Source organism: Azospirillaceae bacterium (assembly GCA_028283825.1).
Taxonomy (GTDB): Bacteria; Pseudomonadota; Alphaproteobacteria; order Azospirillales; family Azospirillaceae; genus Nitrospirillum.
In genome coordinates this window covers 1,144,148-1,157,478 of the sequence record JAPWJW010000001.1, presented here as the reverse complement: position 1 = coordinate 1,157,478, position 13,331 = coordinate 1,144,148, and the positions used below count along the sequence as shown (strand labels likewise).

14 protein-coding genes are annotated in these 13,331 nt (G+C 70.3%); 4 read left to right on the top strand and 10 right to left on the bottom strand.

What is annotated here, in order from left to right; all coding sequences use genetic code 11:
* Positions 1-22: 22 nt before the first annotated feature.
* From ygiD to PW843_04660, 3 genes are all read left to right on the top strand, one after another.
* Positions 23-820: a 4,5-DOPA dioxygenase extradiol gene (gene ygiD / locus PW843_04670; GenBank protein MDE1145901.1), complete on the top strand. Its 798-nt coding sequence runs from the start codon at positions 23-25 to the stop codon at positions 818-820.
* Between the two features lie 13 nt (positions 821-833).
* Entirely contained in the window at positions 834-1,787 is a 954-nt protein-coding gene (locus tag PW843_04665) for a PDR/VanB family oxidoreductase (protein ID MDE1145900.1), read from the top strand.
* Between the two features lie 197 nt (positions 1,788-1,984).
* The gene (locus PW843_04660; protein ID MDE1145899.1) at positions 1,985-2,737 is read left to right on the top strand and encodes an SDR family oxidoreductase; all 753 of its coding nucleotides are present in this window, start codon (positions 1,985-1,987) and stop codon (positions 2,735-2,737) included.
* Between the two features lie 152 nt (positions 2,738-2,889).
* Here the strand turns inward: PW843_04660 and PW843_04655 are convergent, their stop codons facing one another.
* The gene (locus PW843_04655) at positions 2,890-3,939 is read right to left on the bottom strand and encodes an AraC family transcriptional regulator (protein ID MDE1145898.1); all 1,050 of its coding nucleotides are present in this window, start codon (positions 3,937-3,939) and stop codon (positions 2,890-2,892) included.
* A gap of 257 nt (positions 3,940-4,196) precedes the next feature.
* Here PW843_04655 and PW843_04650 point away from each other — a divergent pair, with 257 nt between their 5' ends.
* Entirely contained in the window at positions 4,197-5,540 is a 1,344-nt protein-coding gene (locus tag PW843_04650) for an LLM class flavin-dependent oxidoreductase (protein ID MDE1145897.1), read from the top strand.
* Positions 5,541-5,544: 4 nt separating this feature from the next.
* Here the strand turns inward: PW843_04650 and PW843_04645 are convergent, their stop codons facing one another.
* The 9 genes from PW843_04645 to PW843_04605 are packed head-to-tail and all read right to left on the bottom strand — an operon-like array spanning position 5,545 to position 13,325.
* Positions 5,545-6,321 carry a prepilin peptidase gene (locus PW843_04645; protein ID MDE1145896.1) on the bottom strand — a complete coding sequence of 259 codons (777 nt, stop codon included), beginning with the start codon at positions 6,319-6,321 and terminating at the stop codon, positions 5,545-5,547.
* An 8-nt stretch (positions 6,322-6,329) separates the two neighbouring features.
* Positions 6,330-7,157 (bottom strand): hypothetical protein, encoded by an 828-nt coding sequence (locus tag PW843_04640; protein ID MDE1145895.1) that lies wholly within the window; start codon positions 7,155-7,157, stop codon positions 6,330-6,332.
* Positions 7,158-7,166: 9 nt separating this feature from the next.
* The gene (gene gspD / locus PW843_04635; protein ID MDE1145894.1) at positions 7,167-9,482 is read right to left on the bottom strand and encodes a type II secretion system secretin GspD; all 2,316 of its coding nucleotides are present in this window, start codon (positions 9,480-9,482) and stop codon (positions 7,167-7,169) included.
* Positions 9,479-10,186, bottom strand: a complete 708-nt coding sequence (locus PW843_04630) for a hypothetical protein (protein MDE1145893.1) — start codon at positions 10,184-10,186, stop codon at positions 9,479-9,481. Before PW843_04630 ends, gspD begins: the two co-directional genes overlap by 4 nt.
* Positions 10,152-10,778 (bottom strand): GspMb/PilO family protein, encoded by a 627-nt coding sequence (locus PW843_04625; GenBank protein MDE1145892.1) that lies wholly within the window; start codon positions 10,776-10,778, stop codon positions 10,152-10,154. Before PW843_04625 ends, PW843_04630 begins: the two co-directional genes overlap by 35 nt.
* Before the next feature lie 3 nt (positions 10,779-10,781).
* Positions 10,782-11,783, bottom strand: a complete 1,002-nt coding sequence (locus PW843_04620) for a PilN domain-containing protein (protein ID MDE1145891.1) — start codon at positions 11,781-11,783, stop codon at positions 10,782-10,784.
* A complete protein-coding gene (locus tag PW843_04615) occupies positions 11,783-12,454 on the bottom strand; it encodes a prepilin-type N-terminal cleavage/methylation domain-containing protein (GenBank protein MDE1145890.1) in 672 nt (223 codons plus the stop codon). The genes PW843_04620 and PW843_04615 overlap by 1 nt, the downstream gene beginning before the upstream one ends.
* A 26-nt stretch (positions 12,455-12,480) precedes the next feature.
* Positions 12,481-12,903, bottom strand: coding sequence for a type II secretion system protein (locus PW843_04610; protein ID MDE1145889.1), 423 nt, complete (start codon positions 12,901-12,903; stop codon positions 12,481-12,483).
* Between the two features lie 5 nt (positions 12,904-12,908).
* Positions 12,909-13,325 carry a prepilin-type N-terminal cleavage/methylation domain-containing protein gene (locus PW843_04605; protein MDE1145888.1) on the bottom strand — a complete coding sequence of 139 codons (417 nt, stop codon included), beginning with the start codon at positions 13,323-13,325 and terminating at the stop codon, positions 12,909-12,911.
* Positions 13,326-13,331: the final 6 nt, after the last annotated feature.

The window sequence follows — 13,331 nt, the reverse complement described above, 5'->3', positions numbered from 1 at the left end:
AAGTTCAAAGGACAGAGACACGATGACACGCCTGCCCACCATCTTCTTCGGCCATGGCAGCCCCATGAACGCCCTGGAAGATAATGTCTGCACCCGTGAATGGACCCGGATGGGCACCCGGCTGGGCGCGCCCAAGGCCATCCTGGTGGTGTCCGCCCACTGGTACACCCGGGGCACGGCGGTGACGGCCATGACCGCCCCCCGCACCATCCATGACTTCGGTGCCTTTCCCCAGGCGCTGTTCGATGTGCGCTACCCCGCCCCCGGCAGCCCGGAACTGGCCCAGCGGGTAGCGGAGCTGCTGGCACCGGTGGTGGCGCCGGCCGCGGTGATCCAGGACCAGAACTGGGGTCTGGACCACGGCACCTGGTCGGTACTGGTCAAGGCCTTCCCCAAGGCCGACATCCCGGTGGTGCAACTGAGCATGGACGGCACCAAGCCCGCCGCCCACCATTACGAGGTCGGCCGGCGGCTGGCGGCCCTGCGGGACGAGGGCGTGCTGATCGTCGGCACCGGCAACGTGGTCCACAATCTGGGCCGCATGAACTGGGACCCGACCACGCCGCCCTATCCCTGGGCCGCGCGCTTCAACGACCTGGTGAAGCGCTGCGTGGCGGCCGATACGCCCCAGCCGCTGATCGATTTCCAGCAGGGGGGCGACGACGCCCGCGCCTCCATCCCCTCGCCCGACCATTACCTGCCGCTGCTGTACGTGCTGGGCACCCGCCAGCCGGACGATGCCGTCACCCTGGTCAATGACCGGGTGGAGCACGGTTCCCTCAGCATGCTGACGATCGCCTTTGGCGATCTGGCGGCCTGACGGGGTGGGCGCCATGGAGGATTGGTTTGAGGCGCGGGTGGCCACCAAGGAACAGGATGGTGACGGCATCTTCCTGTTCGCGCTCAGCGACGTGGAGGGCCGGCCCCTGCCCGCCTTCCAACCCGGCGCCCACATCGACATCCAGGTCGGCGACCTGACGCGCCAGTACTCACTGTACGGCACACCGGCCGACCGGGGGCACTACCGCATCGCCGTGCAGCGGGAAGCGGACGGCCGGGGCGGGTCCAAGGCCCTGTGCGACAGCATCCATGCCGGCGATACCGTGCGCATCCGCCCGCCCCGCGCCCTGTTCACCGTGGCCGAGGGCGGCACCGACCACGTCATGCTGGCCGGCGGCATCGGCATCACGCCGCTGCTGTCCATGGCATCCCATCTGGGATGCGGGGGCGCCACCACCCTGCATTACCTGGTGCGCGATCGGACACGCGCCGCCCTGCTGGACGCCTCCACCCGGGCGGTGGGATCGGGCCGCCTGCATCTGCACGTGACGGGGGAGACCGGGCGGCCCGACTTGGGCGCCCTGATCGGCCCGCCAGCCCCGGGGCGCCATCTCTATCTCTGCGGCCCCGCAGCACTGCTGGACGCCGCCGTCGCCACGGCCGAAGGGCTGGGCTGGCCCGCCGGCCATATCCACCTGGAGCGCTTCGCCGCCGACCCGGCCGCCTCAGTCGAGGCCAACCAACCCTTCCTGCTGCGCCTGCGCTCCACCGGTGCCGTCATCCCGGTGGCGGCCGACCAGACGGCGGCCGAGGCCCTGGCCGCCGCCAACGTGGAACTGCCCATTTCCTGTGCCGAGGGGGTGTGCGGCGCCTGCATCACCGGCGTGCTGGACGGCACGCCGGAACATCGCGACTGTGTTCTGACCGATGCTGAGCATGCGGCCAACCGGCTGTTCACCCCCTGCTGTTCCCGCAGCCGCGGCGGGATGCTGGTGCTGGACCTGTAGATCGCCGCCAGTCGTTTTAGGTTGATGCCACAACCCGGATGGACCTATTGTCGCGGGACATGTGTGCACGGCCTATTCGATTGAATTTCCACGGAATAGCTTCAATCATCCCACAATAAATCCATTGGTTTATTGATGCCGACATTCACGGCACTAAAGGCTGTGCACTCCCCTTCATTTCACTGGGAGAGCACCCCATGGATCTTGGATTGAACGGCAGCAAGGTCATCGTCAGCGGCGGGTCGCGCGGCATTGGCCGGGCCATCATGGAATGCTTCGTGGCCGAGGGCGCACAGGTCGCGTTCTGCGCCCGCAACGCCGGCGACATCGCGGCGGCGGAACAGGCGTTGGGTGACAAGGTGTTCGGCGCGGTGGTCGACGTGACCGACGCTGACGCCATGACGGCCTGGGTGGACCAGGCGGGCCAACGCCTGGGCGGCATCGACATCGTCGTGCCCAACGTCAGCGCATTGGCCGGCGGCGGCGATCTGGCCACCTGGCGCCGGGCGTTTGAAACCGACCTGCTGGGCAGCGTGTCGATGGTGACCGCGGCCTTGCCCTTCCTGAAGCAATCCGACGCCGCGTCGGTCGTGCTGATCTCCAGCGTGTCGGGCCGCGAGGTCGACATGTTCGCCGAGCCCTACGGCGTGCTGAAGGCGGCCTTGATCCACTACGGCAAGACGCTGTCGGTGCGCCACGCGCCGGACGGCATCCGCGTCAACACCGTATCCCCCGGCAACGTCTATTTCCCCGACGGTGTCTGGGGCAAGATCGAGCGTGAGACGCCCGAGACCTTCGCCCAGTGCCTGGCGCAGAACCCGTTGGGCCGCATGGCCCGCCCGGATGAGGTGGCGAACGCCGTGGTCTTCCTGGCCAGCCGCGCCGCCAGCTTCACCACCGGCACCGACCTGCTGGTCGACGGCGGGCTGACGCGCGGCGTGCAGTTCTGATTATTTGAATATCCCCTCAGACGCCGGGCGCCGGCATCCGCCGGCTTGGCTGATCCTCAGTTTCCAGTCCGCTCCGCTCCCCGGAAACTTCCGGCGGACGCGGTCGCGTCCTACGGCGGCATGAGGTTGAACCTCATGCCGCCGGTCTGGCCTTATTCCGCGAACTGCAAGGCATCGACCGGGTCGGCGGCCAAGGCGCCGGCGGGTGTCATGAAATCCGCGCCCTCGCCATCGTTGTCCGCCAGATGGGTATCCATCACGCCGGCCGATTGACGATAGGCGCGCGGCGTGGTGCCGTAGCGGTCGCGGAAGGCGCGGCTGAAGTGCGCGGCCTCGTTGAAGCCCCAGCGGAAGCAGATCTGGGAAATGCCCAGGTGCGCGAAGGTGGGGTTGATCAGATCGTGGCGGCAGCGTTCCAGCCGGCGGTTGCGGACATAACCGCTGAAGGTCTGGTCGACCTCCTTGAACAGCTTCTGCAGGTATCGGGCGGAGCCGCCGTATTCGTTGGCCACGTCCTCCAAGGTCAGGTCCGGATCGGTCAGCCGCGTCTCGATGATCTGGCAGATGCGCTGCAAGGCCATGGAGCGGATACCCGCCGCCCCCCGCGCCGTCTGCACCGCCGGATTGTCGGCCAGGGCGGTCATCAGGAATTCCGACAGCGCCATGTCGATGGGCCGCAACGGCCCCTCGGTCAGGGTGCCGAATGTTTCTGCCAAAGCCTTGAGCATTCCCGAAAGCACATGCCCAATTCCTGACCGCCCCGGCAAATGCAGAACGCCGAAGGACAGCGGCGTGATCAACCGGGGATTGACGGCCGACTTTGGAATTAAACAATAAAGTAGCTGAAACTTGGTGCTGAAGGACAGCGATGCCGGGATGCCGGTCTGTCCATAAATGATGTCCTGGGGCCCCAACTCCAGCGTGCCGCCGGGATGGGTCAGGGTGGCGCTGCCCTCGATCAGGACGATCAACCAGACCGCGTCCAGCTTCTGCATCAATCGCCCGGAGATTTCTTGCGGCGACGACGTGATGCGGGCGAATTCTATGCCCAAGGGAGACTTGAGGCAGAATAATTTCGCAAAGAAATCGTCATCTTCCGGCAGATGGTCCAGCGGAAGCTTCAGTTTTTCCAGCGCGCCCCGCCACACGTCACGGCGTTGCTCGACAGGGAACTGATCGGTGATCACGTGCCATGCTGTCATCGGAACCCTCGCGCCCCCCAGATTGCCAGGCGACAGGCCACCTTAGCCGGCGGCCCATGACTACCGTGATAAGCGCAACAACCATACCGTTAAGAATCAAAATCATTTGGGCCAGCCATCGTGCGCATGGCCAATTCATGCGCGGGGCCAAACAGCCTCTTCAGAACTTCGAATTGGATTGCGGACGCGCCGCCGGCCAGCCTGGACCCCGACGGCCCGGCACATCCGGCGCGCTGAAATTCGAGGGGATTGAGACCATGGCTGAGACCAAACGCCAGTTGCGCCTGGGCGCCATCCTGGCCGGCGTCGGCACCGACCACGACAATTGGCGCGATCCGGCCCTGCCCGGCGACGCCAGCGTCAACATCGACTGGTACGTCGAGAACGCCCGCAAGGCGGAGGCAGCCAAGTTCGACCTGGTGTTCATCGTCGACAGCCCCTACATCACGCCGGAAAGCGCACCACACTTCCTGAACCGGCTGGAACCGCTGACCCTGCTGTCGGCGCTGGCCGTCTCCACCAGCCGCATCGGGCTGGTGGGCACGCTGACCACGTCGTATTGGGAGCCGTACAACGTCGCCCGCCAGTTCGCCTCGCTGGACACCATCAGCCGGGGCCGCGCCGGCTGGAACGTGGTGACCACCGGGCTGGAGGGGGCCGCCCGCAATTACGGCCGCGACCACCATCTGGACCATGGCGAACGCTATCAGCGCGCCGCAGAGTTCGTGGAGGTGGTGCGCGGCCTGTGGGACAGTTACGAGGATGACGCCTTCCCCCGCGACAAGGCCGGCGGTGTCTTCCTGGACAAGTCCCGCCAGCACGCGCTGAACCACAAGGGCCGCTTCTATTCCGTGGCGGGGCCGCTGGCCCTGACCCGGTCGCCGCAGGGCCACCCAGTCATCTTCCAGGCCGGCGATTCCGGCACCGGCCGCGACCTGGGCGCCCGCATCGCCGATGCCACCTTCGCCAGTGCCGAGGATTTCGAGACGGCGCAGGCCTACTACGCCGACCTGAAGGCGCGGGCGGCAGCATTGGGCCGCGACCCCGACCAGATCTTCGTCTTCCCCGGCCTGACCATCACCATCGCCGACACGGTGGCGGAGGCCCAGCGCCTGGCGAAAGAGGCGGAGGGGCAACTGGACCTGGACAAGCTGCTGGTCCAGCTGGGCCGGCCCTTCAACTATCACGACTTCCGCCAGTATGAGCTGGACGCCCCCTTCCCCGACCTCAGCCATGTCAGCCTGAACGGCTACAAAGGCCATGCGGAGCGCATCATCCAGGTGGCGCGCGACGAAGGGCTGACCCTGCGCCAGGCCGCCTGGCGCTTCGGCCGCTGGCGGTCCGGCTTCGTCGGCACGGCGGAGACGGTGGCGGATGAGATCGAACGCTGGTTCCTGGGCCGGGCGGCGGACGGCTTCAACATCCACGTCTCCAAGCCCGGCGCCTTCGATTTGTTCGTGGAGCGGGTGGTGCCCATCCTGCAGGCGCGCGGTTTGTTCCGCACCGACTACACCGCGACCACCCTGCGCGGCCATCTGGGCCTGCCCGTGCCAGAAAACCGGTACACCGCCGCCCGGAACGCGGCCCAGGCGGCGGAATGAGCCCTCACATCGTCAGCAGGACCAGGACGTAGAGGGCCAATGCGATGGCGGGACCGAAAGGCATTTCGGGACCGCCCTCAGCGCCTGCGCGCCAATGGCGCCGCGCCACCCACCACAGCGGGTAGGCCGCCAGCCCCACGCCCGCGGAAGCCAGCACCAGCCAGGGCATGCCGGGGACGCCGATCCAGAATCCGGCGGCGACGAACAGCTTCACGTCGCCCAGGCCCAGGGCCACGCGCCCCAGCCGACGGCCGAGCGCCCAGCGCACGATCAGCAGCACCGCCGCCACGCCCAGGGCGGCCACCAGCCCCTGCACCGGCGGCACGGTCCAGCCGGCCAGGGAACAGCCCAGCCCCAGGATGCCCACGGCCAGGGTCAGGCCATCGGGCAAATAGCGGTGGCGCAGGTCGATGACGGCGCTGGCCAGCAGCAGGGTGGCCAGCAACCCCAGGGCCGCCACCTCCGGCGTCCAGTCCAGGCGGGCCACCGCCGCCATGAAGGCCAGGGCCGCCATCGCCTCCCCCACCGCATAGGCGGGGGAAACGGGCGCGCCGCAGCAGCGCGCCCGCCGGCCCGCCGCCAACCAGGAAAAGACGGGCACCAGGTCGCGCGGGCCCAGCAGCGTGCCGCAGGCGGGGCAGCGGGACCGGCCGGTCGCCCAGTCCTCCCCCCGCGGCAGGCGCCAGGCCAGGGCCATGGCGAAGCTGCCGGCCACCAGGCCCAGCAAGGCGGCGCCCATCAGGGACAGGGCGGTCCACAGGCTATCGGCAGGCAAATCCATCAATCCCCTCAATCCGCCACCGGGCAGGCGTCGCGGCCCGCCAGCGTGGGCCGCAGCCATTCCAGCGGCAGCCACGGCGATTCATCACCCCGCGCCGCCCCCGCCGCCTGCCGCCCGACACCCCGGTAGAGAAGAATGCTGCGCATCACCTGGGGCGCCCCTTCCTCCGCTACCGTCACACGGACCATGCCGCCGGACACCAGGGTCATGGGGCCGTCCGCGTCGCCCACCCGTTGCCGGCGGGTCAAGGCCGCCACGCCGCGAAAACCGCCACGCGCATGTACCGTGCCCCAGCGGCGCAGGCAACCGGCAACCGCCGGGTCCAGGCCGGGGATGACGTCCAGGTCGTCCAGCGACCACAAGGCGCGCAGCGGATCGATGGTCAGGTTCAGGCCGGGGGTGCGGGCGTCGGGCGGATCCATGTTGCGCCAGGCGGTGATGGCATCGGCCGCCTTCACCGCCGCGCTTTCGGGAAACCCCAGGGCGTGGATGGCCTCGCCCAGGGCTTGGCGCGACAGGCCGTTCAGATCGATGCGCCCGCTTTCCGGCACCACCGTCACGGTCAGCGCCTGGCCGTCCACCACCAGGCGGCGGATGGGCGGGATGTCGCCGTCGCCCCGTTCCAGCAGGGTATCCAGGGCGGACCAGGTGGCCGCCGCCGCCCGCTGGTCCCGCCCGACGCCGATGGACGCGACCCGCGCCAGCTTTCGGGCCGACAGGCCGTTGCCCATGACCACCAAGCCCACGGCCGTGCCCATGGCCAGCAGGAACAGCACCAGCAGCAACGCGTAGCCGCGCTGGCCTTCCCCGCCCTTTCCCACCGGAAACACCATCAAGTCATGCCTTCATTGGACCGGCGGCAGGGTGGAGGAGGTGGCGGCCGGTGCCGGTACCGTGATGGGGGCGCCGGGATAGGCGCCCAGGGAACCACCGGTGCTGCCGGCGAAAACCTCCAGCCGGCCCATGCTGGCGCGCAGCGCGTCGGTGACCTCGCGCGCCCGGGTGGCGTCGCGCACGATGACGGGACGCAGGAACACCAGCAGTTCGGTGCGCGTCTTGGCATTGGTGTCCGTCCCGAACAGCTTGCCCAGCACGGGGATGTCGCGCAGGTAGGGAATGCCACTGCCGCCCTTGCTGGAACTGTCGCTGATCAGGCCGCCCAGGGCCACGGTCTCACCATCCTGCACGTTGACCACGCTGGTGATCTTGCGCTGCTGGATGGTGGGGCTGTCGATGCCCGAGGTGGTGGTGGTGGCCACCGTGCTGACCTCCTGATTCACGTCCATCACCACGGCACCGCTTCGGTTGATGCGGGGGGTGACCTCAAGGATCACGCCGGTGTCGTGGTATTCGACGGAATTCACCACGGCGCTGTCGCTGGTCACCGTGCTGGTGGCGGACTGTACCACGACCGGCACCTCGTCCCCCACCTGCAGGCGCGCCGTCTCATTGTTCAGCACCATCAGGCGGGGTGCCGACAGCACCTGCACGTCGGTCACGCTGGACAGGGCGTTCAGCACCACGCGCGTGCTGGGCGTCAGGAAGGTGTAGTTGAAGTTGGGATAGCTGGGCGCCAGCGTGGATCCGGCGGCGGTGGAATAGCCGCCCGTGCTGCTGCCCCGGTCCAGATACCATTGCACGCCGAAGTTCAGCTGGTTGTTCAGCGTCACCTCCGCGATCGTGGCCTCGATCAGCACCTGTTCGCGCGGCGCATCCAGGCGGGTCAGCACCTGTTCCAGCAGGGCGTACTGCGTGCCGGAACCAAAAATCAGCAGGGCGTTGCGCCGCTCATCCGCCACCACCCGCACGCCCTTCAGTTCCGACAGGCCGTCGTCACCGCCGCCCGTGTCGCCGCCGGTGCCGGTGATGGGCGTGGTGGCGCTGGTCACCGGGCTGGGCGGCGCGCTGGCGGCGGAGCCGGAGGCGCCGGTGGCGACACTGCCGCTGGGCGGACCACCCATGATGCTGGTGGATGAACTGCTGCCACTGCTGCCCGTGCGGCTGTTGCCGCCGATGGTGCCTGCGCGCGATGAGGATTTGCCCGTCTGTTCCGTCGCCGACTGCTGCGGGTCGGCGCGGCCGGTGATCAGCCGGGTCAGGGCGCTGGCCAATTCCGCAGCGCTGCCGTTCTGCACCTCATAGAAATGCACGACCTTGCCGCCATCGGGGCCCGGCCGGTCCAGCCGCTCGATCCAGCCGGCCACGGTGGGCAGCAGTTCCGGCCGCTTGGCCACCACCAGCAGGGCGTTCAGCCGCGCGATGGGCACGAAGTCGATCATGCCCTGCAAGGGGCCGTTCTCCAGTTGCAGCACGCGGCGCAGTTCCGCCTCCAGCCGTGCCGGATCCACCGCCTGGAGCGTATGGAGGGCGAAGGACAGGCCGGCCAGCCAGTCCACATCAAAGCTGGCGACCAGTTGGGTGAAGCTGTCGATCTCATGCGCCGTGCCACTGACGATGAAGATGTTGCGGCCGGAATCGGCCTGCTGGATGAAGCCCTGCCGGGTCAGCGGCCGCACGATCTTGTCCAGCTCCGCCACCGAAACGCGGCGTACCGGCACGATGGCCGTGCTGAAGCCCGCCGTCCGTTCGGCGGCGGACGTCGTCTGCACCGGCGCCTGGTTGGCGGCCTCGGCCGCCGGCACCACCTGGTAGAAGCCGTCCCCGCCAACGATGGCGAAGCCTTGCGCCCGCAAGGCCGCGTCCACGGCGCCCAGGGCCTGGGACCGCGCCAACGGCCGGGTGGTGCGGATGGTGACCTGGCCCTGCACCTTGGGGTCGATGGTGTAGTTCAGGCCCAGCATGCCGCCCAGCACGGCATCCAGGACCGACCGCACATCGGCGTTGACGAAGTTCATCTCCACCGGCTCGCCCTCGCCGGCCGCCACCGCCCCGCCCAGGCCGGATACCGGCGGGGCCGCCTGCCGCACGAACTGCCCGCTGCCCCGCACCTCCTGCGCCGGCACGCGCGGCGGCGCCGTGTCAGGGCCGATGATGCTGCTGGCCGGGGCGGGCGACGGCGGCGGTGCCGTGGGCAGCGGCGTGCCCAGCCGCGACGTGGGGCTGTCCGCACAGCCGGCCAGGGTCAGGCAGGCAAGAAACAGTGCGCGGCCCCAGCGACCGGCGCGAGACGAAATCCGTGAGGCGGAGAGGTGCTGGCTCATGGCTGGGGGGTCGCCTTGGGCGGGGTGTTGGGGGGTGGGCCGTCGGGGGAAGGTGTGCGGGAGGGCGGGTGATTGGGCTGGGCGTCCAACTGCCCTGGATCCGGCGGCTGACCGTTGGGGCCTGGGGGTGGGCGCATGGCAGGGGCCGTGGGCGGGGCACCGGGCGACACCCTGCCCGACGCCTGCGATGGCGGTTGGAAGGTCGGCCGCGCCTGCGACGCGGGTGGCGGCGGCACCGCCAGGGGATAATCGCGGACGCTGACGCCCCGGCGCAGGCGCAGGCCGTCACGCGTCACCGCGTCCACGATCCAGCCCTCCATCTCATCCCCCAGGCGCACGCTGAACGGCTTTTGCCCGTGGTGATCCACGCCGGTGGCGGCCCCGCCACCCCCGCCGGTCACCACGCCCGTCACTTGCAGGTCCGGACCATCGGCTGACGCGGGGCCGAGGGGCGTGGCCGGCGGACGGCGGTCGGGCGTGAACAGGGGGCGGCGTGCTGCCTCCCCCTCATCCGCCGACAGGCCCATGGGGGTGGGGCCCGCCAGCGCCGGTATGGGCGGCAGGGGCGCCAGGGCCCGCGCCGTGCGGTCCGACGCGTCCAGCACCACGAACAGGGCGACGCCGGCACCGACCACCAGGCCGAGCGCCGCCAGCGCCCAGGCGGGACGCTCAGGAAGCAGCCCGGGAACCGGCCAAGTCGGCATAGATGTCGATCTCCATCTCCAGGGTGACGGGTTCACTCTCCACCGCCGGCCTGGCCTGCGGCGCCACCCGGCCGAAGGCGGGACCGGTGGGCACCGTGACGGTGGCCGGCGGTGTGGCGTGGATGTGCAGCGACCGCACCAGCAGGCGCGGCATCACGGCGTCCAGCGCGGCCACGGCGTTGGTCACGGCGACGGCGTCGCCATCGGCGGCCAGCGTCAGGGTCAGGCGGCGGTAAGCCCCGCGGCCAGGCCGCACCTGCGTCGAAAGGGTGCGCACGGTGGCACCGGCCTGCTGCACGGCGCGGCGCACCTCCGCCTCCGCATCCGCCTGCACCGCGGGCAGGTCGGTCCCGTGGCGCAGCAGGGTACGCACCACCAAGCCCCGGTCCAGCACGCCGGCACGCCGGGCCAGATCATCGCGCTGGGCCAGCAGGGTGCGGGCCTCATCCAGCTGCGACAGGCGGGCGACGCGGCGGGCGGCCGCGTCCTGCACCCCCTCCGCCAGCGGCGCCAGGAAGAAATAGGGCGGCACGGCCAGCAGGCAGCCCGCCACAAGCAGCACGAAACCGGGACGCAGGGTGGTGGACGCCATGGGTCAGTCCCCCCCGCCGACCAGGGAGAACGCCAGGGTGAAGTCCTTCGGCATGATGCCGGGGGGCGTCGGGGCGGGTGCCACCTGCGCCGGTTCCACGAAATGGGCATCGGTGAAGGGGCTGGCGGCACGCATCCGCGCCAGCACGTCGGCCAAATCGGCCGCGCGGCCCTGCACCTCGATGCCACCGGGCCGCACGACCAGGTCCCGCACCCACACCGTATCCGGCAGGGTGTAGGCCAGTTCGTCCAGCACCTGGCCCCGCCCCGGCTGCGCCAGCAGGACGGCGGTGGCGGCGGCATCGGGGGCCAGGAAGGCGATGCGGTCGCGCATGTCCTGCACGCCCCGCGCATCCTTGGCGACCGCGGCCAAGGTGGCCTCGACCGTCGCCGTCTGTCGGTCCAGCACCCGGATGGCGATAACCAAGGGGATGGGCAGGGCCAGCCAGAACAGGCAAGCGGCCACCGCCACGGCCACCGCGCGGCGCCGCACGCGTGCCCGGTCGAAACGCAGGAACTCCGGCGGCGGCCCCACCGCCACCGCCGCCGTCACGCCCCGGACCTGAAGGCCCATGCGCGCCGCCGTGGCCTGCGCCGCCGACAGCACCGATCGCCGCACCATGTGCACCCGGGCGACGCCATCGCCCTTTTTCCCGTCCGCGTTTTCCAGGATGACCACATCCCAAGCCAGCAGGTCGGGGCGCATCGGCATGAAACGATGGGCCTGCATCTCCACGAATCCCCGGGCATCGACCATGCCGGCCATCAGCCCGCCCTTGGGCAAGGGCACGTCCACGGCCAGCACGTCCTGCGGATCAAGCACCAGGCGCACCGGCCCCGCCTCCGTCCCCACCGTCACGCCGGTGCCGCCCGGCGGCAAGGCAAAGGCCGGCACCGCCAGGCCCAACAAAGCGCACAAGCGGCGCGGCAAGGCCGCCGCCACGCCATCGACCAGGCCGTCCATGGTCCGCACCAGCAGGCGCTTGAAACGGCGGGCCGGGGTCATCACACCCCCCCGGGGCGGCAGGCGCCCAGCACGGTGTCGAAGGAACAGAGGGCGCCGCCGCGCACCAGCGGTGCCGCGATCATGGGCGGCCACCGGCCGGCGTCCGGCATCTCCACATCCAGGCGCACCAGGGCCGGCGCCGTGTCGGGATCGGACCAGCGATCGACCCAGGCATGGGTTGCCGCATCGAAATAGGACCAGGCGATGCGGCTGGCGCCCGCGATCAGCACGCCGTCGGCGGCCGGCGGCCCGTCCGGCCGCAGGGCGGCGACATGCAGCTGCAAGGACTGGTGGCCGGGCGCCCCCTCCACGGTCAGCGCGATGCGGTAGAGGCCGCCGGTACCCAGGCCGGCCGGCAGGGGTGCCACCACCTCCAGCCGGCCCGGCTCATGCGCCAGCGGCGCCATGTCAGGGCCGGCCGTGCCCAGGTCACCCAGGCCCAGCGCGTTGGCCACCAGGAAACGGGTGAAGTCGTGCACCCGGCCCAAATCGGCCGCCTGGCGTTGCAGGGCACCGCTGCGGTCGGCCATCCGGTTCATCAGGGGAAGCAGGCCCACGGCGGCCATGGCCAGCATGCCCAACAGGGCCAGGGCCACCAGCGCCTCGACCAATGTCATGCCCGCTTGGCAACCCTCACAGCCTGTGCTCCCCCGATCCGCGTCACGGCGCATCATCATCGGGGGCCTGGCTGTTGCCGTCATCGCGTGTTGTCCGCCACGGATCGGTTGGTCACGGTCGCCAGAACAGGGCCCGCCGATCCGCCCGCCGCAATGGCGGCATCCGGGTTGCTGGCGGGGGGCGATGCCCGAACCTCTACCCGAAAGTCCAGGTCACCGGTTCCGGAAACGCCAAGGGGCACAATTTTGACACGGTAGGGCAATCCCTCTTCGGTGAAGTCCAGCACCCCTTGCGTGATAGGCCGCGCGACGCCGGCCTCCGCCGCGGCCGACTGGGCCAGGCGCAGCGCCGCCGTCTCGGTCCAGGCCTGGCGCGCCGCCCAGGCCCCCGACCAGGCGGATTGCATCAGCAAGGCGGTGCCCAGGCCGAAGATGGCCAGCGCGATCAGCATTTCCAGCAGGGTGAAACCGGCGACGCCAGACGGCCTGGGTAAAGACGGCATGCCCCCTACTCCCGATGCACGGTGCCGAGGGGCCAGTCCACCCGCACGGTGGCGTTGCGGCCGTCCTGGACCAACTGAACCTGGGCGCCGGGCGACCAGCCGCCGGGCAGGAACACCACCTGGCCGGGATGGGTGGCGTCGGCACCATCGATGCGAAGCCGCACGGCGGCGATGCGCCGCAGGCGGCGGCCGGCGGCCCCCCGGTCGGGATGGCCGAGGTCGGCCAGGGAAAAGACGACCGGCCGGCCGGTCACCATCGCCTCCACCTGGCGGTTGCGCAGCTCCTCCTCCAGCGCGCCGACCGCGGCGCTGAAGCGCAGGCCCGGCAACCGGTCCTGGATGCCGACGGCCAAGGCGGCCCCCAGGATGCCCAGGATCACCAGCACCACCAGGGTTTCCACCAGGGTGAAACCGGCGCGCACGCGGGC

Excerpts from the sequence above, each read along its gene's own strand:
- ygiD (MDE1145901.1), top strand. The coding sequence starts at position 23 with ATGACACGCCTGCCCACCATCTTCTTCGGCCATGGCAGCCCCATGAAC.
- PW843_04665 (MDE1145900.1), top strand. The coding sequence starts at position 834 with ATGGAGGATTGGTTTGAGGCGCGGGTGGCCACCAAGGAACAGGATGGT.
- PW843_04660 (MDE1145899.1), top strand. The coding sequence starts at position 1,985 with ATGGATCTTGGATTGAACGGCAGCAAGGTCATCGTCAGCGGCGGGTCG.
- PW843_04655 (MDE1145898.1), bottom strand. The coding sequence starts at position 3,939 with ATGACAGCATGGCACGTGATCACCGATCAGTTCCCTGTCGAGCAACGC.
- PW843_04650 (MDE1145897.1), top strand. The coding sequence starts at position 4,197 with ATGGCTGAGACCAAACGCCAGTTGCGCCTGGGCGCCATCCTGGCCGGC.
- PW843_04645 (MDE1145896.1), bottom strand. The coding sequence starts at position 6,321 with ATGGATTTGCCTGCCGATAGCCTGTGGACCGCCCTGTCCCTGATGGGC.
- gspD (MDE1145894.1), bottom strand. The coding sequence starts at position 9,482 with ATGAGCCAGCACCTCTCCGCCTCACGGATTTCGTCTCGCGCCGGTCGC.
- PW843_04630 (MDE1145893.1), bottom strand. The coding sequence starts at position 10,186 with ATGCCGACTTGGCCGGTTCCCGGGCTGCTTCCTGAGCGTCCCGCCTGG.
- PW843_04625 (MDE1145892.1), bottom strand. The coding sequence starts at position 10,778 with ATGGCGTCCACCACCCTGCGTCCCGGTTTCGTGCTGCTTGTGGCGGGC.
- PW843_04620 (MDE1145891.1), bottom strand. The coding sequence starts at position 11,783 with ATGACCCCGGCCCGCCGTTTCAAGCGCCTGCTGGTGCGGACCATGGAC.
- PW843_04615 (MDE1145890.1), bottom strand. The coding sequence starts at position 12,454 with ATGCGCCGTGACGCGGATCGGGGGAGCACAGGCTGTGAGGGTTGCCAA.
- PW843_04610 (MDE1145889.1), bottom strand. The coding sequence starts at position 12,903 with ATGCCGTCTTTACCCAGGCCGTCTGGCGTCGCCGGTTTCACCCTGCTG.